The 19,027-nt window shown below is 53.2% G+C and carries 21 protein-coding genes; 16 read left to right on the top strand and 5 right to left on the bottom strand.

Going from position 1 to position 19,027, the window contains the following annotated elements; translation table 11 throughout:
* A partial coding sequence (locus ACFOWX_RS04095) for a LysM peptidoglycan-binding domain-containing protein (RefSeq protein ID WP_381421572.1) occupies positions 1-3,670 on the top strand: 3,670 nt, incomplete at its 5' end.
* Between the two features lie 538 nt (positions 3,671-4,208).
* Here the strand turns inward: ACFOWX_RS04095 and ACFOWX_RS04090 are convergent.
* A complete protein-coding gene (locus ACFOWX_RS04090) occupies positions 4,209-4,451 on the bottom strand; it encodes a hypothetical protein (RefSeq protein WP_381421570.1) in 243 nt (80 codons plus the stop codon).
* A gap of 178 nt (positions 4,452-4,629) precedes the next feature.
* Between ACFOWX_RS04090 and ACFOWX_RS04085 the strand changes: the two genes are divergently transcribed.
* Positions 4,630-4,944: a DUF952 domain-containing protein gene (locus ACFOWX_RS04085; protein WP_381421568.1), complete on the top strand. Its 315-nt coding sequence runs from the start codon at positions 4,630-4,632 to the stop codon at positions 4,942-4,944.
* A gap of 130 nt (positions 4,945-5,074) precedes the next feature.
* Positions 5,075-5,419 carry a TraR/DksA family transcriptional regulator gene (locus tag ACFOWX_RS04080; protein ID WP_381421566.1) on the top strand — a complete coding sequence of 115 codons (345 nt, stop codon included), beginning with the start codon at positions 5,075-5,077 and terminating at the stop codon, positions 5,417-5,419.
* A gap of 46 nt (positions 5,420-5,465) precedes the next feature.
* On the opposite strand, the gene ACFOWX_RS04075 is transcribed toward ACFOWX_RS04080, so the two are convergent.
* Complete coding sequence (locus ACFOWX_RS04075) at positions 5,466-5,696, bottom strand: hypothetical protein (RefSeq protein WP_381421564.1); 231 nt, start codon at positions 5,694-5,696, stop codon at positions 5,466-5,468.
* Between the two features lie 194 nt (positions 5,697-5,890).
* On the opposite strand from ACFOWX_RS04075, the gene ACFOWX_RS04070 reads away from it, so the two are divergent.
* The 8 genes from ACFOWX_RS04070 to ACFOWX_RS04035 all read left to right on the top strand — a co-directional run bounded on the left by ACFOWX_RS04070 (position 5,891) and on the right by ACFOWX_RS04035 (position 11,857).
* A complete protein-coding gene (locus ACFOWX_RS04070; protein ID WP_381421562.1) occupies positions 5,891-6,088 on the top strand; it encodes a hypothetical protein in 198 nt (65 codons plus the stop codon).
* Between the two features lie 123 nt (positions 6,089-6,211).
* On the top strand, positions 6,212-6,574 hold the full coding sequence (locus ACFOWX_RS04065) for a SnoaL-like domain-containing protein (RefSeq protein ID WP_381421560.1): 363 nt from the start codon (positions 6,212-6,214) through the stop codon (positions 6,572-6,574).
* 262 nt (positions 6,575-6,836) lie between these two features.
* Positions 6,837-8,402 (top strand): glutamine-hydrolyzing GMP synthase, encoded by a 1,566-nt coding sequence (gene guaA, locus ACFOWX_RS04060; RefSeq protein ID WP_381421558.1) that lies wholly within the window; start codon positions 6,837-6,839, stop codon positions 8,400-8,402.
* Positions 8,403-8,410: 8 nt separating this feature from the next.
* Positions 8,411-8,626 carry a TIGR03643 family protein gene (locus ACFOWX_RS04055; protein WP_381421556.1) on the top strand — a complete coding sequence of 72 codons (216 nt, stop codon included), beginning with the start codon at positions 8,411-8,413 and terminating at the stop codon, positions 8,624-8,626.
* Positions 8,623-9,807, top strand: a complete 1,185-nt coding sequence (locus ACFOWX_RS04050; RefSeq protein ID WP_381421554.1) for an FAD-binding domain-containing protein — start codon at positions 8,623-8,625, stop codon at positions 9,805-9,807. The genes ACFOWX_RS04055 and ACFOWX_RS04050 overlap by 4 nt, the downstream gene beginning before the upstream one ends.
* A 42-nt stretch (positions 9,808-9,849) precedes the next feature.
* Positions 9,850-10,371 carry a metal-dependent hydrolase gene (locus ACFOWX_RS04045; RefSeq protein ID WP_381421553.1) on the top strand — a complete coding sequence of 174 codons (522 nt, stop codon included), beginning with the start codon at positions 9,850-9,852 and terminating at the stop codon, positions 10,369-10,371.
* A 1-nt stretch (position 10,372) separates the two neighbouring features.
* Entirely contained in the window at positions 10,373-10,723 is a 351-nt protein-coding gene (locus tag ACFOWX_RS04040) for a Spx/MgsR family RNA polymerase-binding regulatory protein (protein WP_381421551.1), read from the top strand.
* A 147-nt stretch (positions 10,724-10,870) separates the two neighbouring features.
* Positions 10,871-11,857, top strand: a complete 987-nt coding sequence (locus tag ACFOWX_RS04035; protein WP_381421592.1) for a glycerophosphodiester phosphodiesterase — start codon at positions 10,871-10,873, stop codon at positions 11,855-11,857.
* Between the two features lie 28 nt (positions 11,858-11,885).
* On the opposite strand, the gene ACFOWX_RS04030 is transcribed toward ACFOWX_RS04035, so the two are convergent.
* The 3 genes from ACFOWX_RS04030 to ACFOWX_RS04020 are packed head-to-tail and all read right to left on the bottom strand — an operon-like array spanning position 11,886 to position 13,822.
* Positions 11,886-13,139: an MFS transporter gene (locus ACFOWX_RS04030; protein WP_381421549.1), complete on the bottom strand. Its 1,254-nt coding sequence runs from the start codon at positions 13,137-13,139 to the stop codon at positions 11,886-11,888.
* Between the two features lie 40 nt (positions 13,140-13,179).
* Positions 13,180-13,395: a helix-turn-helix transcriptional regulator gene (locus ACFOWX_RS04025; RefSeq protein ID WP_381421547.1), complete on the bottom strand. Its 216-nt coding sequence runs from the start codon at positions 13,393-13,395 to the stop codon at positions 13,180-13,182.
* Positions 13,396-13,399: 4 nt separating this feature from the next.
* On the bottom strand, positions 13,400-13,822 hold the full coding sequence (locus ACFOWX_RS04020; RefSeq protein WP_381421545.1) for a hypothetical protein: 423 nt from the start codon (positions 13,820-13,822) through the stop codon (positions 13,400-13,402).
* Positions 13,823-13,947: 125 nt separating this feature from the next.
* Here ACFOWX_RS04020 and panB point away from each other — a divergent pair, with 125 nt between their 5' ends.
* From panB to ACFOWX_RS03995, 5 genes are all read left to right on the top strand, one after another.
* The gene (gene panB, locus ACFOWX_RS04015) at positions 13,948-14,832 is read left to right on the top strand and encodes a 3-methyl-2-oxobutanoate hydroxymethyltransferase (protein WP_381421543.1); all 885 of its coding nucleotides are present in this window, start codon (positions 13,948-13,950) and stop codon (positions 14,830-14,832) included.
* A gap of 130 nt (positions 14,833-14,962) precedes the next feature.
* Positions 14,963-15,742 carry a tetratricopeptide repeat protein gene (locus ACFOWX_RS04010; protein ID WP_381421542.1) on the top strand — a complete coding sequence of 260 codons (780 nt, stop codon included), beginning with the start codon at positions 14,963-14,965 and terminating at the stop codon, positions 15,740-15,742.
* Positions 15,743-17,077 carry an outer membrane protein assembly factor BamB family protein gene (locus tag ACFOWX_RS04005; RefSeq protein WP_381421540.1) on the top strand — a complete coding sequence of 445 codons (1,335 nt, stop codon included), beginning with the start codon at positions 15,743-15,745 and terminating at the stop codon, positions 17,075-17,077. It begins immediately after the preceding gene.
* A gap of 30 nt (positions 17,078-17,107) precedes the next feature.
* Complete coding sequence (gene der / locus ACFOWX_RS04000) at positions 17,108-18,508, top strand: ribosome biogenesis GTPase Der (RefSeq protein WP_381421538.1); 1,401 nt, start codon at positions 17,108-17,110, stop codon at positions 18,506-18,508.
* 74 nt (positions 18,509-18,582) lie between these two features.
* Positions 18,583-19,020 carry an Hpt domain-containing protein gene (locus ACFOWX_RS03995; protein ID WP_381421536.1) on the top strand — a complete coding sequence of 146 codons (438 nt, stop codon included), beginning with the start codon at positions 18,583-18,585 and terminating at the stop codon, positions 19,018-19,020.
* Positions 19,021-19,027 lie beyond the last annotated feature (7 nt).

Here is a 19,027-nt window from a genome sequence, read left to right as displayed (position 1 = left end):
TGAGATCGGCCGCGTCTCCACCATGGTCTATGATCGGTTGGGCCGGGTGATCCAGGTCAATCAGGCAGGCGGGCTGACCGATTATTATGCCTATGATGGCCTGGGACAGCAGATCAAACATTGGAATAACTTCCTGCAAACCCCGATTTATGGCCCTCCCGAGTGGATCGAGGATTATAATGATTATGGTCCAGGTGGCTACTGGTATACGCCGATCATTGGCTATAGCGCTGATGTTGAAACCACCTATTATGACACGCAAGGCCGGATCATATCGCAGCGCGCCTTTGGCGGCGACCTGACCACTACCAGCTACACATGGGACGCCAGCATCGCAGCGATCAGCGGCATCGTCACCGGCGGGTGGACACAAGTGACCACCTATGTGAATGGCAAAACTAAAACAATGCGTAGCGATGTATATGGCAGGGATGTCTCCAAGGTGGATCTTGGCGGTCATGCCTTCAGCTATGACTATGATATCGCGGGGCGGCTGACCAAAGAGAATTTCGCTTATGGTGGAAGCATTTATACAAAAGATTACTCTTACTTCAACACCGGCCAACTTAAAAGTATTGTAGTGGGATTTGGGCCTGAGCCAACCGGAGCAACCAGCAATGCAACGCCCAGCTGGCGCCGCGAAACCAGCAGCTTTGCCTATGACGCATTGGGCAACCAAACCGCTGAAACACTGACCGTCAGGGGCGGTGACCAAACCGTGCAGACCGTTTATACGCCGAGTGGTTATGGCGGATATGACGGTTATGGCGGTTATGGAGGCTATGGCGGCTATAACACGATCACGACCTATACCCCGTTCAATGCAACCTTTACCAATGCAACCGCAACGTATGACGCCTTGGGGCGGATGACCAGCTGGACCGAAGCGGGAAGCACAGAAATGCCTGCAGCGAACCTTATCCTTACCTATGACGCCGCCAGCAATATCCGTTCGGAAACGCGCGGTAATGTAACCGACTGGTATCGATATGATAGCTTAAACCGTGTCGTTATCAGCAAAGGGCGAGTGGTCAATGGCCTGATCACCATAACGCTGGAAAGCGGCACTGCCAGAACTTATGACGCCGCTAGCCAAATAATAACCGAAAGTTACCGCTATCAAAAAGGCTTTGGTTATAGCTATCTGTCCGGAACCTACGGCAACGCTGGTGGCGGCGGTGGACCAACTTTCGCCAACTCAACTAAATATATCGAAGTTGAAGAGATAAAGACGCATACATATAATGCAGCTGGGCAATTGACAAAAATCGAATTGTCCACCGACAATTATTTTCTGCGGCAAGATCCGGAAAAATATTCATCAACCGCGACCAATTATTCGGGTACCCCCCAACAAATTTCGGATATAGTAACCGTCTCAGGCGAGTATATTCGCGATATTTTTGGCCGGGTAACCATTGCCTATACAGGTGGCGGCGCAGCCCGTAAAGAAACCACCTATGATGCGAAAAGTCAGGTAACGCAGGAGAAGAACTACCTGAACGGCGCGCTAACCGATACAACCGATCTCATTTACACTAAGCCTGCTGGTACGCCCGATGCGGGCCTCTATCTTTTGGGTCAAGTGGCTCGTGCGTCGATACAAACGGTGCAAAATGGTACCACATTTTATTCGCAGCGTGATTATAACTATGCTTGGTTTGACGGGGCGGTGTTGACGCGGACCGATTTTGACACCGACACCACCAATACGGTGCAACCGATCAGCTTCAGCACATATGTTTTGGGCGGTCATGGCGAAACGCTGTCCGCGACGATACAAGATGCCAATCCGCGCACAGTCAATTATATACAAAATGGCTTAGGCCAAGTAATCCGCCGTTTCGAAAAACAATCAGTCAACGGCTATACAATCAGCGATAACCGCTGGTATCGTTTTGCGGGCCGGGAAATCCACGAAACCGGCAATGCCACCACTGGTGCCGACGGGTTAAATCAAAATAGCTATACCGTGCGCGGCGGAGAGACACTGGTCTCGATCGCGCAAGGTTTGTGGGGGGATGGTTCTCTTTGGTATAAAATCGCGCAGGCCAACCCTTGGGCGAGCAACCCCTCTGCACCGCTGACCGAAGGTCAAGTGCTGCAAATCCCGGCGAGCGTGCGCTCCACCTATTATAATGCGAGTACATTCAAACCCTATGACCCAATAGAGGTCGCCGGCAATACCCAGCCCGGTGCCCCGCAATATATTACCCCTGCTCCGCCCAAGAAACCAAAATGCGGGGTGTTCGGACAGATATTGCTGGCGGTGATTGCTGTGGCTGTTACCTACTTAACCGCAGGCGCAGCTGCTACAGCACTTGGTCCGGTTTTGGGCGGAGCAGCTTCAGCGGCTGCGGGAAGTATCGCTAGTCAGGCTTTTGGAGTTGCCACAGGCATCCAAGACAAATTTAATTGGAAGTCAGTTGGCCTTGCCGCAATCGGAGGTGCAGTTGGCGGCGCTCTGCAAGGTGTGAACGCCTTTGGTACCGCATCAGGCCTTGCCAAATTTGGCAGTGACGTTGCAAGAGGCGCCCTATCCAGCGCCATTACCCAAGGCATCGGCCGAGCAACTGGCTTGCAAGACAAGTTTAGCTGGGCGGGCGTGGCGGCGGCTGGCGTTGGGGCCGGCATTGCGGGTGCGGTAACCCGCGGCATCGCCACAGGGGCTGCAAATAGGGCGGTGCAGGGCGTTGATGTAAGCCAGGTCGGAGAGGTGGGTGCGCAAGCCTACGCCGCTTCGCTTAGTAGCTTTGGCACTACTACCGCCGCAACAGCGGCCAGCGCCTTTGCCAGCGCAGCTACGCAAAGCGCGATTGAAGGGTCAAGCTTTGGCCGCAATCTTGTCGCGGCCATTCCCGATGTGGTCGGTCAGATCGCAGGCGGGGCGTTGGGCCGTGGGATCAAATCACTTGCCGAAACCATCAAGACCAATATCAGGGCCGATGATATTATTGACGATTTAAGAAAAGATTATGGTATATTAGGAGTAGATATAGATGACGTCAAATTTTTATTAAAAGGCGGAATTCGTCCGAACGATATTGTACAATTTTACAAAGACGACCAGATCTCCGATACTTTTGGATTTGCTCAGGCCGTCGAGGGCAGATCAGGAGAGGGGGGCTACAGATATAATCAAGATGTCGAGCCTCCTCAGCTAACTGAACTAAAACGAAAATACCCTCGGATAGCTCAGTTAGAGCAGTGGGCTTGGAGTAAGAGCATTACTCCCTATGGCACAGATATTCCACTTGTTCCTTCGTCACTTGACGGTTATCTTTCTGGCACAGAACACGGCTTCCTTGTATTCGAGAATGAGGCTAAAAATCGAATTCTTTGGAGAAAGTTATACCCAGATCTAAATCCAAAAAGTAAGACATATGGATTTATAAAACTCGACAAATCTTTTTTTGATTATAGCACAGGGAGGTTTAGACCTGAAGAAAAGGGTTACAATCTAGTGTTGGCCATGCATGTTCACCCTTTCACCGTTGGATCAGTATTCACTGGAAATGATGGAGGTATTATTGGACCATCGGAACCCGACTTCAATACGCTATACGCCAATCCAACCGCTATCGGTTGGATAAAATCAAGAACATCAAAAAATATAACACAGAATTTCTATTTTGGAAACATAATTTACCCAAAAAGAAATAGAAAATGAAATATTTTATCATTATAATTTCTATATTTTCAATCTTGCTATCAATACAGGGTCCGCATTCATTCAATTTAGCTCCACCCGGAATTAACAATGATGACGTAATTATTCATACTATAATGTATGCTAATTTAATTATTCTTTTGGCGATGATTAAATTTAACAATTTTTTGACAAAAATTCTATCTTATTTAATATCATTATGTACATTATTTACTGTATTGATAATCACTATCAGATTATTTGGATTTGAAATTAAATATTGGGGCGTACAATCATATTTGGCAATATTTGGTATTATGTTATATGTATTTCAGATTATTTTTTTAAAAATAGCAATCAAATTCAGGTCGGAATTACGGTGACACGTGCGATATACCCCAATTATTGATGAATTACGGTGCCAGTTTACTAAATACACTTAATCTTAGCCTTCGGTCCGGAGAATTCCAGGGACATTCCGTAATTGATGTAGTGACTCTCCTAATTAGCACGGAGTCGCCATGAAACGCTCCAAAGGAGGAGAGTGACCGATGGCTATTTATGCCGGTTTGAATGTATCTGACAAGACTTTCTGTATGAAGCGGCCAACAGCATCCTTGCGCGGCTTAAACGCCCCTGCGCCCTTGCCGATTGGGGTAAGCGTCTGGCAAAAGCCAAAGGCCCCAAGCGCGCCCGCATCGCCGTCGCCCGAAAGCTGCACAATGTCGCCATCTTTCAAATGATCGCCGCCGCCAGTGCCGCAGGCTGGATGCTGGGGTAACTCGTCCGGTTTTGCGATCATCCATGCACTGTATTGCACGGCAATAGCTTGAAATGTAGGATTGTGCCTGCCAACATTCGGCAGTCACGTGTAAGCGCTCTTGTGCAGGTGAGCGATCATGGCTCTTTGGCGGTCCGGCTTGACTGCATCATCGCGGGCATTATTGGGGGTATCTTATCCGCCATAAAGGCCGCCCAATATGAACACGTATCCCGCGACCGCATACAAAATCCTGACCGCTGATCAATGGGCGGCGTTTGAACGGGACGGGGTGTTTGCCGGCGCTCCGGTGGACCATGCCGATGGCTATATCCACCTGTCGGCGGCGGACCAGTTGCAGGGGACATTGGATAAGCATTTTGCGGGGCAGACAGGGCTTGTCATTGCGGAGGTTGACCTTGGGATGCTGGGCGATGACGTGCGGTGGGAGGTATCGCGCGGAGGCGCGCTGTTCCCGCATTTGTATAACCGGCCGCTGCCCATGACGGCGGTGGTGTCGGTGCGGGCCGGGTAGCGGCGGCCTGATATATTTTTGCGCCAATTTGATCTGGCTCAAAGACGCGATTTTCCTTTTGATCATAATGGGGCCACCGATATATTGAGGAGGCGATCATGCATCATATTTGGCAATGGGGGGCGCGGCCATGACCCGGCTTGGCTATCACAAATTGGCAAGCGCGAAGACGCTGCTCTGGGCGCGGCTGGCCGAACATCAACGGCGGGCGCGGCATATTAAGACGGATCTTGATGAGCCGCTGGACCCCGATTTTTCCGAACAAGCGGCGCAAATGGAGGATGATGAGGCGCTGGAGGCGCAGCAAAAAATGGTGAGGCGGCAAATCGCTGCTTTGCGCGCCGCAATTACGCGAATCGACAATGGCCGATATGGTCTATGCGTGAATTGCGGCGAACCTATTGCCGAGGCCCGGCTAAACGCGATACCAGAGGCGACGCTGTGCATCGCATGTGCCGAACAATCCAGCAGATAGGCCGCTAAACCGTCTATATATGGAATGATACCAGCGGGCTCGGCGCCTAATCGCTTTTGCGGAACACGCCGCTTTGCAATTCGGCGACAAAGGCCTCCGCCTGATCCCGCTCGACGCCCGTGACTTCACAAATATGGGCGATAGCGTGGCGCGGTTGTCCGTCGAGCAGAAAAGCCTCAACCTCTTTCAACAGGAGCGCAGCGGCCATGTCCTCCGCATCAGGGGCGGCACCGCACGCACGCGTTGCGCCGGATACGGAAAAGCCCTGCGCGCTCATAACGCCGCTCCGTCATGCTGACCCAATAACCAGCCGAGAATCAAAGAAGTTTCGCTCTTCACAGAACGGCAATAAACGCTCAATCGTTACCAAATGCCACATATATGGACGTAAATTTTTGTCTAATTTTGTGGGCAAGCCTGTGGATAAATTGTGGCTATCCGCATGGGCCTTGCTCGGCTAAGGTTTTTGGCATGGCTGATCTCTATCTGAAAAAACTGCAATCGACGCGGAACGCATTATGGGCGAGCGCCCGGATGAAGGGTTTGCCCAAGGATTCGCCTGAACGGCTCCACATTGCCGATCTGGATGCGCAGATTGCGGCGCATAAGGCGAAGCAAAAAACGGCGAAAGACGCAAAATTGGCGGCGAAAGATTTACCAAAGCCGTAAATAGCCGGACCGCCATTCACCCCGATGTCACAAAATATGCTATCGTTGACGCCGGATGAGTCGCGCCGATTGCCGTTTACTCTGGGCAGCGGGGCGGCTGTTCCCAAGCCATAGGAGAGAGACATGCCCACGACCCAAGATATCGCAAAAGATTTTGTGCAAATGTGCAAGAAAGGACAATTTGACGAGGCTGGAGAAAAATACTGGGCCGCCAATGTCGTCAGCCTAGAACCCATGGAAGGCGAGATGGCGCGCGCAGAAGGGCTCGACGCTGTGAAAGCTAAGGGCGAATGGTGGAATAACAGCCATGAAGTGCATAGCTTCAGCGCGGGCGATCCCGTGGTAAATGGCGACCAATTCATCGTCGAATTTGAAATGGACGTGACCAACAAAGATAGCGGTGAACGGATGCAGATGCAGGAACAGGCGCTCTACACCGTTGCGGACGGCAAAATTGTCGAGGAACGTTTTTTCTACGGCGGATAAAATTATAACGGCACCGGCGCGGGTGAAACAATGGCGCCGGTGCCGTTACTATTCGAAATGGCGCGCTGCCAACAACAGTGGCGACAATAGCAGCGCGTATCTTTTACAAGATAATTATGTGCTTTCCATTCCTGGTACAGCTTTGAACCCTTATGGAATAACAATCGAAGCTGTAAAATGCTGTTACAAAAACGGTTAAAATTCGCTGACTAGGGTCCGGAGTTATATAGACAGCCGGTCCGGCAATCTTTAACGGCAACGCATGACTATACAGCCTTCCGATTCCATCTTGATCATCGACTTTGGTAGCCAGGTGACACAGCTGATTGCCCGGCGTGTGCGTGAGGCCGGAGTTTATTCCGAAATCGCGCCCTTCAACAATGCCGAAGAGGCGTTTCACCGGATGCAGCCCAAAGGGATTATCCTGTCTGGAGGCCCGGCGTCCACCACCGAAGAAGGCAGCCCCCGCGCGCCGCAATGTGTGTTTGACTGCGGCCTGCCTATCCTCGGCATTTGTTACGGACAGCAAACGATGATGATGCAGCTCGGCGGCTTGGTCGAAGGCGGCGGTGATAGCGGCGGCGAATTTGGCCGCGCCTTTGTCGAGGTGCAGAAACCATGCGCGCTGTATGACGGGCTATGGAGCGCGGACGAGAAGCATCAGGTGTGGATGAGCCACGGTGATAAGGTCACCGCGCTCGCCCCGGGCTTTGAAGTGGTCGCCACATCCGAAGGCGCGCCATATGCTTTCATCGCGGATGAAGCGCGCAAATATTACGGCATCCAATTCCATCCAGAGGTGGTTCATACGCCCGATGGAGCAAAGCTAATCAGCCATTTCGCACATCAAGTGTGCGGTCTTGCAGGCGATTGGACCATGGCCGAATTCCGCGCCACCAAGATTGCGGAAATACGCGAACAGGTGGGCACAGGCCGTGTCATTTGCGGGCTGTCGGGCGGAGTGGATAGCTCGGTGGCCGCCATCCTAATTCACGAGGCCATTGGCGATCAACTGACTTGTGTATTCGTTGACCATGGCCTGCTGCGTATGAATGAGCGTGAGCAGGTCGAGACTCTGTTCCGTGATCATTACAACATCCCGCTGGTAGTGGTGGATGCCGAAGCGCGCTTTATGGCTGGCCTTGACGGTGTTACCGACCCAGAAAAAAAGCGCAAATTCATTGGCGCGGAATTCATAAATGTGTTTGAGGAAGAAGCCGCGAAAATCGGCGGTGCGGATTTCCTTGCGCAGGGCACGCTCTACCCTGATGTGATCGAAAGCGTATCCTTCACTGGCGGGCCATCGGTGACGATCAAAAGCCACCATAATGTCGGCGGGCTGCCCGAACGGATGAACATGAAGCTCGTCGAGCCTTTGCGCGAACTCTTCAAGGATGAGGTCCGCGCGCTGGGCCGCGAGCTTGGCCTGAACGATCAATTCGTCGGCCGTCACCCCTTCCCCGGCCCCGGCCTTGCCATCCGCATCCCCGGCGAAGTGACCAAGGAACGCTGCGACATCCTCCGCAAAGCCGATGCGGTTTACTTGGAAGAAATCCGCAGCGCCGGATTATATGATGCGATCTGGCAGGCCTTCGCCGTCCTCCTCCCCGTGCGCACGGTTGGCGTGATGGGCGATGCGCGCACCTATGACAGCGTATGTGCTCTGCGCGCTGTGACCAGCACCGACGGCATGACCGCCGACATATACCCTTTCGACGCCGCCTTCCTCAGCCGGGTGAGCACGCGGATCATCAATGAGGTGAAGGGCATCAACCGCGTGGTCTATGACTATACCAGCAAACCGCCCGGCACGATTGAGTGGGAGTAGAGCGCCCCTTGACCAAATCGCCTCCGCTTTCCGATGCTCAAATCAGTGAGATTATCGAAATGGCGCTATCGGATCATGTCAGCTTTGCGGCCATTACCGCGCAATATGGGGTGAGCGCGGATCAGGTTAAAGCCATCATGCGAGGCAACCTGAAACCGGGTAGCTATCGCGCTTGGCGCAAACGGGTACGAGAATTTGGCGATCGGAGAGAAAATTACAAATGACCCCTACCCGCGAAGCCGCTCTTGCCCAATTGCAAGCATTCATCCCGCGCGCAGGCCGCGCCTATGCCGCCAACCGCAATGTAGATCATGGCCCGCAAGATCGGTCCAACGTCTCTGCATTATCCCCCTATATCCGCCGCCGGATGATTACGGAGGAAGAGGTCGTCCGGTCGGTATTGTCAGCGCACAGCTTTGCGGCTGCTGAAAAATATATTCAGGAAATAGCGTGGCGAACCTATTGGAAGGGCTGGCTGGAAATGCGTCCAAATATGCTGCGCCGATATAACGCGGAGCTGGCGGCGCAGCGGCATGAAATGCAGACTAATAGCGGACTTGCAAAGGTCGTTGAGCGAGCACAGTCCGGTGCGACAGGCATCGAATGCTTTGACGCTTGGGCGCAGGAATTGACCGAATATGGTTGGTTGCACAATCATAGCCGTATGTGGTTTGCCAGCATTTGGATATTTACCCTTGGCCTGCCCTGGCAATTGGGCGCGGATTTTTTCTACCGATATTTAATCGATGCCGATCCTGCATCCAATACGCTGTCATGGCGCTGGGTCGCTGGATTGCATACACGCGGCAAGCATTATCTGGCCCGCGCCGAAAATATCGAACGCAACACGCAGGGCCGCTTTGCGCCTTATGGCGATTTGAATGAGACAGCCGGACCATTACCCGAAGATGCACCGCCGCCAGACATCGTGCCATTACCGGCTGGACAAAGGCCCAGCGGCGGTAAATTGGCGTTGCTTATTACCGAGGAGGATCTGCACCCTGAAAGCTGGCATATTGATGGCGATATTGCGGGCATAGCCGTTCTGCCGTCCGTTCATCCCAGCCCACAGGACAGCGTGGCCCGGCGATTTGCCGAAGGCGCAATAACCGACGCTGTACAGCGAGCCGGACAGCATTTTGGAGTCGGCGCAGACATGGTAAATATAGCGGACTTGCCCAGCTGGACAGCTGGCTTGGGCGTTGGCGAATTGGTCACTGCCTATGCCCCTGCCGGTGATGTGGCAATACAGATGCAGCAATTGGAGCCTGCATTAACCGAAAAGGATATAGCGTTCATCCGCCTTCAGCGCGAATGGGATACGGCGCTTTGGCCTCATGCAAAAGCCGGTTTTTTCAAATTGAAAACGAAGCTCGCCCCGCATGTTGCTTCTTTTATATTATAAAAACCGCTTTGTGATTACGCTTGTTCGTGAAGGATCATATTCATGCCAACCATATTAACCCATGCCATCATTCCCCTCGCAGCTGGTGTGGCACTCGGTAAAGGAAGGCTTTCAGGGCCCGTGGTAATGACCGGAATGGCGCTGGCGATGCTCCCCGATGCCGATGTTGCGGGCTTTCGCTTTGGCATTGAATATCTGCACGATTTCGGCCACCGGGGCGCGAGCCATGCGCTGTTATCGGCGGCGGCCATTGCGGCTTTGGTGACTGCGCTCATGCGGCCCGAACGGTGGCGGCTGGTTTTTGCCTTTCTATTTTTCAGCATGGCGAGCCACGGCTTGCTCGACATATTTACCAATGGCGGGGAGGGCGTTGCGTTATTTTGGCCCTATGACAATAGCCGAATATTTGCTCCGATTAGGCCGATTGCCGTGTCCCCCATTGGACTGGATTTTTTCACGCTGCGCGGTCTCCACACTTTAATATCGGAAATCAGTTGGGTTTGGTTGCCTGCATTGGTGATAATGCTTATAGGCCGCGCAACAATTCCAAAAACAGGTAAATGACATGAGCAACGAAGTTAAAATGTACGGTATCCCGGGTTGCGATACCGTGAAAAAGGCGCGCACCTGGATGGAAAAAAATGGCGTCAATTATGTTTTCCACGATTATAAAAAATCCGGCATCACTGAGGATAAGCTGGAGGAATGGTTGCTGCAGGTGGATTTGGATGTGCTGCTCAACAAACGCGGCACGACATTCCGCGCCCTGCCCGATATCATCAAACAGAATATCAACGAAAAAGCGGCGATCAAGTTGATGAAAGACAATCCCTCGATGATTAAACGGCCGGTGATTGAGGGCGGACCGGAGCTGATTGTTGGTTATAATCAGGCGGAATTTTCTGTACTTAAATAATTTGGGGTTCAAATAATTTGGGGCTCAAATAATAATGTCATAATCAGGGAATAGGGCGAGTGGATGAAAAAGCTTATCTTGATCCTGTCGGGCCTGCTGGCTTTCGCCTCCTGTTCCGGCGGCTTTGTGTCTGCGGAGACCAACGCCATGACTGACAAACCTATCATCATTGCCCATCGCGGGCTTTCGGGGGAGTGGCCCGAACATACGATCGGGGCCTATCGCGCCGCGATTGAGGCAGGGGCGGATTATGTTGAGCCTGATCTGGTCCTGACCAAAGATGGCATTTTGGTCGCGCGGCATGAAAATGAGATTTCGGGCACCACCAATGTCGCCGACCATCCTGAATTTGCCGACCGCAAAACTACGAAGATTATCGACGGCGAAAAATTCAGTGGCTGGTTCACCGAAGATTTCACTTTGGCGGAATTAAAAACTCTGCGCGCCAAGGAACGGTTGCCGCAATTGCGCAGCACAGGCCGCGATGGCCGATATGATATTCCGACATTTGAAGAAATATTGCACATGGTTGCGCGCTACAATGTTGACCGCGCCGTCCCCGTCGGTGTCTATCCAGAAACCAAACATCCCAGTTATTTTACGAGCATCGGCCTGCCACATGAAGCGCCATTGCTTCAATTGCTGACCCAATATGGGTATCAGGGGCGCAATGCCGCCGTCTTCATTCAAAGCTTTGAAGTCGGCAATTTGAAGGCGCTCAGACAGAAAACTGATCTACCGCTCATTCAGTTGATTGCCGCAGATGGCGGCCCGGCAGATATCGCGAATGGCAGCTATGCCGATATGATTAGCAGCGAAGGCCTTGCCGAAATAGCTACTTATGCTGACGGCATCGGACCGGACAAAAATCTGGTGATTGGCCGTAACTTGCTGGGCCAGTTGAAAAGCCCGACGACGCTGGTTTCGGATGCGCATAAAGCCGGGTTGAAAGTCCATCCCTGGACATTCCGCCGGGAGAATTATTTCCTGCCCACTACCCATAAAAAGGGCGTGGACCCAAGGAAAGCGGGCGATCTAGAAGGCGAGATCAAGGCCTATCTGGCCGCGGGTGTCGACGGAATTTTCACCGACAATACGCCCGAAGCGGTCAAAGCATTAAACGTTAAGCGGTAGGGATTGTTGATCCCTTTGATAGCCGTCCCTAAACCATAACACCCCTACCCACACGGCGTGCGGTCAGGGCAAATTGCGCCGCCGCCATCGCGATCAGCAACGCCGCCATAATGAACGGTGCCCCTGGGAAATATAGCCCCTGACTATCGGAGAATAGCCCGAATATGCCCGTCATCATCAATGGCCCGATTATTGACGTGATGCCGACGATGCTGGCAATAGCGCCCTGAAGCTCGCCCTGCGAATCCTCCGCAATCGTCCGAGTCATCATCGCCTGCATACCCGGAAAAGCCATATTGGCCCCCACGCCGATGAACATGGCGGCAAACATCATCCAGCCATCGGTTGCAAATGCGAAGATCAGATAAGCCGGGATCGCGCAGGTTAATCCGAACAAACCTGTTTTCACTTCACCAAACCGGGCAATCACCTTTCCTGTCAGCACACCTTGCACCAGCGCAACCAGCGTGCCGAATAACGCGACCGACAATCCAATGGTGAGCGGCGACCAGTTGAATTTCAAAATAGTATAATAGGACCAAACGGTGAGCTGCACCTGCACCGCCAATTGCATCATGAAAATCACCCCCAGAAACCCGATGACGAGGGGCGATTTCATCATCTGCATTATATTGCCCAGCGGATTGGCGCGTTTCAGGTTGAATGCACGCCTTTTGCTATGGTCCAATGTCTCATCCAAAAGGAAATAGCCTGCGACTGCCCCAGATAGAGCCAAAGCTGCCGCCGCCCAAAAAGGCGCACGGTCGCCAAAATGGCCCAATATACCGCCAATGGCAGGCCCCATGACAAAGCCCGCGGCACCAGCAGCGCCCATCAGGCCAAAAGCCTTTCCGCGTTCTTCGGATTTTATCACATCGGCAACGCAGCTATTGGCCGCAGCCCATGTTGCCCCCATGATCCCGGAAATAATTCGGCCCACAAATAACCACGCCAGCGTTGGCGCTAACGCCATCAAGATATAATCCAAGCCCAGCAGCGCGAGCGTGACGAGCATCACCGGACGGCGGCCATATCGGTCACTTAATCCGCCAATGACCGGCGCAAATAAAAATTGCATCATGGCAAAGGCAAACAGCAGCAGCCCGCCAATTTCCGCCGCTCTGTCAATTGTCTCGCCGGTTAACCCTTGGATCAACGAGGGCATAATCGGGACGATCAACCCCATGCCGCACATATCGACAAAAACGACGAAAGCGACAAAATAGAGCGATTTGAAACTCTTCTTGGACTGTAAATTTGCCTCCGCCGCAGATGCTACCAATGCCCGTCACTCCCCATTGAAAGTGCCGGATTATCAGCCGCTAATCTTCTTGCCAATGAAATACATCTTCGAGCGGCTTGCCAAATACCCGGGCGATCCGAAAGGCGACTTCCAAACTCGGCGAATATTTACCCTGTTCAATGGCGGCGATGGTTTGCCGAGTGACGCCCACGCGGTCCCCCAAATCGCCCTGCGTCATCTCATCCGCCATGAAACGCAGCAACTTTATCTGATTATCAAAAGGAAGCTGGGCCATTATTTCAATATCCCCGCCGATAGAAATACAGCTGCGCCCCCACACGGACCAATTCTGACAATACCAAAGTCGCCATCAAAATATTCACGCTCCACCCATAGACTGCACCATTTATCATTGCGAAGATATTCGCCCACACGCCCAGCACCAGCGGGTAATAGGCCGCGTGCGTGCCTTTCAAGTGGATGATTTTCTCACGCTCATCCTCTTTCAAATTGGCCTCTTTGGGATATCGGATAGCGAAATAGGCCGTGCCTAGGATCATGGGGACCAAGAATATGATGGTGACAGGAATAAGCATCCACACCGACGTCATCATTCCGGCGCGGCTTCCCGCAATGTCCCACGGATAGGATAGAAAATACCAACCAAAGCCCAACAGCAGGCCGACGAAAGCAACCCAATGAATTTTTTCGCGGAATGACATATTTCACCTTTTCTGTAATTTGATTCGAACTTAATGTTATATATTTTTAACATTGAGTCAAGTCATACGAACAAATCACTGCTTCCCGCTTTTGCGTTTCGCTTTTCCGCGCTAAGCAGCGCGCCATGTCTACGACTTCAAAAACGCTCACTTTCGATAAATCCACCAGCCGGGCAAACCCGACGCCGTCACCGATGAAAAGGCTGACGGTTCCGCGCATCAGGCAGCGTAAAGCCGGCGGCGTCACTGCCGAACCGTTGGTCATGCTGACCGCCTATACGGTGCGCATGGCGCAATTGCTCGATCCGCATTGCGATATGCTGCTGGTGGGCGATTCGCTCGGACAGGTGATTTACGGCTTGCCGCATACGGTCGCTGTGACGATGGATATGATGGCGGCGCACGGCGCGGCGGTGGTGCGGGGCTCCTACCATGCCGCCGTTGTCGTCGATATGCCCTTTGGCAGTTACGAAGCATCACCGCAGCAGGCATTTGAAAGCGCGGCACATCTATTGAAAGAAACTGGCGCAGCGGCGGTAAAGCTTGAGGGCGGCAAAATTCTTGCACCCACGATCGAATTTTTGACGAACCGCGGCATTCCGGTGATGGCGCATATTGGCCTGACGCCTCAAGCAGTGAATATTTTGGGCGGCTACGGCGTGCGCGGCAAAAGCGCAGAAGAGGCGCAGTCTATCGTCGAAGATGCCGTTGCCGTGGCCGATGCAGGTGCTTTCGCCATGGTGATTGAAGGGGTCTTGGAACCCATCGCCATAGAAATCACCCAAAAAGTGACCTGCCCCACTATTGGCATTGGTGCATCGGCGCAGTGCGACGGGCAAGTTCTGGTCACCGAAGATATGCTGGGCCTGTTTGATCGGACACCGAAATTCGTCAAGAAATTTGGCGATATGGCTGCATCAGTTGAGGACGCCGTCAAACAATATGCCGATGGTGTGCGTGACCGCAGTTTCCCCGGTCCCGATCAATTATATCAGCCCGTCGAAGGCTGATCCAGCAGGTCACAAATTGCGGCCATTAAGAGCCGCCGAGCGCCCCAAAGCCGCCATCCGATAACAGGGCTGGTATCGGGCCGCAGGTGCGGCTAAGGAAGCGCTGATATTTTGAATTTAGGAGGCCCTGTTGGCTTTAACACCGAAAAATCCCGGTCCTGTTGGTCCTGTTGATGACAAGCGCGCTGCGAGTGATGAAGTTTTCCTTCGCGAAGTAGAGGATGCCGTGCGGGCGAGCGATTTGGAAAGTTTCTGGACCCGCTATGGCCGCTGGCTATTGGGCTTGCTACTATTGGGCCTCGCCAGTTTTGGCGGATGGATATATTATCAAAACCATCAAAAGGCAGAAGCGGGTAAAGTCGGTGAAGAGTTTGTCACCGCGATGGATGACCTGAAAGGCGATAATGAGCAAAAAGCCCGCACGAAATTGGCGGAGCTCGCAAAAGCCGATCAGCCGGGATACCGCGCCATGGCGCAAATTGTCCTCGCCAATCTGGACGCTGAAAAAGAAGATAAAAGCAAAGCCATTGCCGCCTTCGCAAAAATTGCGGCTGACGATAGCCTGCCCGAACCGTTTCGCGATTTGGCGCTAATTCGTCAAACATTGTTGGAATTTGACAAAATGGAACCTCAAAAAGTGGTCGACCGGTTAAAGCCATTGGCGACGCCCGGGAACCCCTGGTTTGGCAGCGCTGGAGAAATGACTGCGATAGCCTATATGAAAATGGGCAAGGAAAATCTTGCCGGTCCTATTTTCGCCCAAATTGCGAAGCAGGAGGACTTGCCATCAAGCTTGCGCGGGCGCGCAACCGAAATGGCAGGGTCGCTCGGCATTGACGCCGTTCAGCTTGATGAAAAGAAAAAAGCGCCATCAGGTGAAACAGACGAAACATCGAAAGGCGGAAATTAAGTGAAAATTGCATCAAAATTTCTGATCACAATATCGGCCCTGTCACTGCTCGGCGGTTGTGCCGGCGGCGGTTTATTTGGCGGCGGGGACAAAAAAACAACACCGACGATCGGTAATCGTATCGATATATTGGGCACAACGGTTGATACGAAAGCCGATCCAGATTTAGCCGGAATTTCAGTGATATTGCCGCCCGCCGCGCCCAATGCAAGCTGGGCACAGCCCAGCGGAAATTCGGCCAAATCGCCCGGTCATGTCGCGCTTGGTCAAGGGCTGAGCCGGGCTTGGACCGCTTCGGTCGTGGGTGCATCCAATCGTGCCCGCCTTGGCGCTTCACCGGTGATTTTAAACGGACGCCTTTACGCCGTCGATACCGACGGCAAAGTTTCTGCTTTTGACGCTGCCACCGGCGCTAAAGCTTGGTCCACGGAAATTGAAGTGACCAAAGATGGCCGCCCATCTGCCTTTGGCGGCGGTGTGAGCGCAGAAGGTGAATTTGTCTATGCCACTAACGGTATCGGCGATGTCACCGCGATAAAGGCAGACAACGGCGAGATCGTCTGGAAAAAGCGGCCCGCAGGCCCGCTGCGCGGTGCGCCTACCATCTCCAATGGCAATGTCTATGTCATGACGCAGGATAACCAGATTTACGCCCTACGCGCGACCGATGGCCAGAATGAATGGAATGAATCGGGTCCGGTTGGCGTGTCCGGCATTTTTGGCGTTGCCGCTCCCGCTGCGGCCCAAGGGACCGTGATTGCTGGCTATTCTACCGGAGAGCTCGCTGCTTATCGGTACGAAAATGGTCGCGGCCTGTGGAGCGATTCGCTTTCCCGCACGGCTATGTCGACGTCGGTTTCGACCTTGACCGATATTGATGCTGATCCTGTGATCGACCGGGGGCGTGTCTTTGCCCTTGGCGAAGGCGGTCGGATGGCGTCCTATCAACTGGTCACCGGACAGCGTATTTGGGAAATCAACATCGCCGGCATCACCACCCCTGTCGTTTCTGGGGAATGGGTTTTTGCTCTGACCAGCGATGCCAAATTGCTATGCATTCAGCGGGCGAGCGGCAAGATACGCTGGCTGTCCCAATTGCCCCGTTATCGCAACGAAGAAAAAAAGAAGAATCCGATCACATGGCGCGGCCCAGTATTGGCGGGAGGGCGACTGATCGTTGCCAATTCGCTCGGTCAGGTCTGGTCAGTCGCAACCGATGAAGGCGCGGCAAATCAAGTGTTTGAATTGAAGGACGCGGTTTCTGTTTCACCGGTGGTCGCCAATGAAACCTTATATATTCTTGACGATAGCGGAACGATTTCAGCGTTCCGGTAACGGCACGATAGCTAAAGAAAGTGTAATGCCATGCTGCCGACGGTAGCCATTATCGGTCGGCCCAATGTAGGCAAATCGACTTTGTTCAACCGCTTGGTGGGCAAAAAACTGGCGCTTGTCGATGACATGCCCGGCGTGACGCGTGACCGGCGCGAGGGCGAAGGCCGCCTGTATGATCTGGAATTTAAGGTGATAGATACCGCAGGCTATGAGGATGAGGATCCCCAGAGCCTTCCCGGGCGGATGCGCATGCAAACCGAACGCGCGGTGGCAGAGGCGCAAGTAGCACTCTTCCTGATTGATGGCCGAGCAGGCGTCAATCCGCTTGATGAGGAAATAGCCCGGTGGCTGCGCAGCAGCGCCACGCCGGTTGTCCTAGTGGTTAACAAGGCAGAGGGCAAGCAGGCCAATGACGGCATTATGGAGAGCTATGCGCTTGGTTTTGGTGAACCAATTGCGATCAGCGGCGAACATGGCGAAGGCATGGCTGACCTGTTCCAAGCATTATTGCCCCATATCGATGGCGGCAAATTTGAACCGGCAGATATTGATGCTCCCGATGCCATATTGAAATTGGCGATTGTTGGACGGCCGAACGCAGGCAAATCCACGCTGATTAACAAGCTGCTTGGTGAAAACCGCTTGATCACTGGGCCGGAGGCGGGAATTACCCGTGACAGCATCGCCGTTGATTGGATATGGCGCGATCCCGATCCCAAAATGCCAGAGCCCGATGAAGAGGGCAATGTGGCCGAGCCCATGACCGAGAGGCGCGTACGCTTGATTGATACAGCGGGCATGCGAAAACGCGCCAAAGTCCAGGATAAGCTAGAGAAGCTATCGGTTGCCGACGCCCGCCATGCGATTGATTTTGCCGAGGTGGTCGTCTTGCTGCTGGATGCAACCAAGGGGTTGGAGGCGCAGGATCTGAAAATCGCTGACCATGTGATTAAGGAAGGCCGGGCTCTGATCATCGCAATCAACAAATGGGATGTAGCGGAAAATGGCAGCGCGCTTTTTCAGGGGATACGCGCGGCATTGAATGACGGCTTGTCTCAGCTAAAAGGCGTCCCGATGATCGCGGTATCGGCTTTCACGGGCAAGGGGCTGGATCAGATGATCTCCGCTGCGTTCGATGCGCGCGAGGCATGGACAAGGCGGGTATCGACCGGCGTGCTGAACCGTTGGTTCGAAGCGGCAATTGCCGCCAACCCCCCACCTGCGCCCGGCGGCAAAAGGATCAAATTGCGTTACATGACGCAGGCCAACAACCGCCCCCCGGCTTTTGTAATTTTCGGCACAAGGGTAGACCAGTTGCCCGACAGCTATACCCGCTATCTGCTGAACGGCATTCGCCGTGATCTTGATTTTGGCGCGGTGCCCGTGCGCATCAATTTGCGCGCCCGCAGCAACCCGTTCGCTAAAGATTAAAAGTCTATTTACCTCTTTGCGCTAACCATTTCGGCAAGATGTGGGACACCCCATGCAAAGGAGCGCAAAGTCAAATGTCGACCCCGATGGCCGATGACCTGATCAATTGGAAGGCTTTTGCCGAAACCCGCAATTTGATGGGCGCGGGTTTTGTGCGCATTTTGGGCTATTTCCGTGAAGATGGTATGAAATCGCTCGCCACGATCGAAGAAGCCATGCGATTGAAAGATTCCGCAAAATTGGTGATGCCTGCCCACACTTTAAAGGGCGAATCATGGCAATTTGGCGCAGAAAAATTGGGCAGCCTTGCCGAACAAGTCGAAATCACCGCGCGTCATTATGTCGAAATCCGTCAGGACCCGTCTGATTTGGTCGAAAAAGTGGCGGCCTTGCGCCCAACTTTTGAAGCAACCTTAGCCGCCCTAGAAGCCGAAGTTAGCCCATTGGTGGAACGCAAGCCCCATGCCTTTGGGAACCGCAGCGCTTTTGGCGGACGCGGCTTTAGTTCATAACTGGGGC

It is taken from the genome of Sphingorhabdus arenilitoris, assembly GCF_042651485.1.
GTDB classification, from domain to species: domain Bacteria; phylum Pseudomonadota; class Alphaproteobacteria; order Sphingomonadales; family Sphingomonadaceae; genus Sphingorhabdus_B; species Sphingorhabdus_B arenilitoris.
This window is presented reverse-complemented; position numbering and strand designations above follow the sequence as displayed.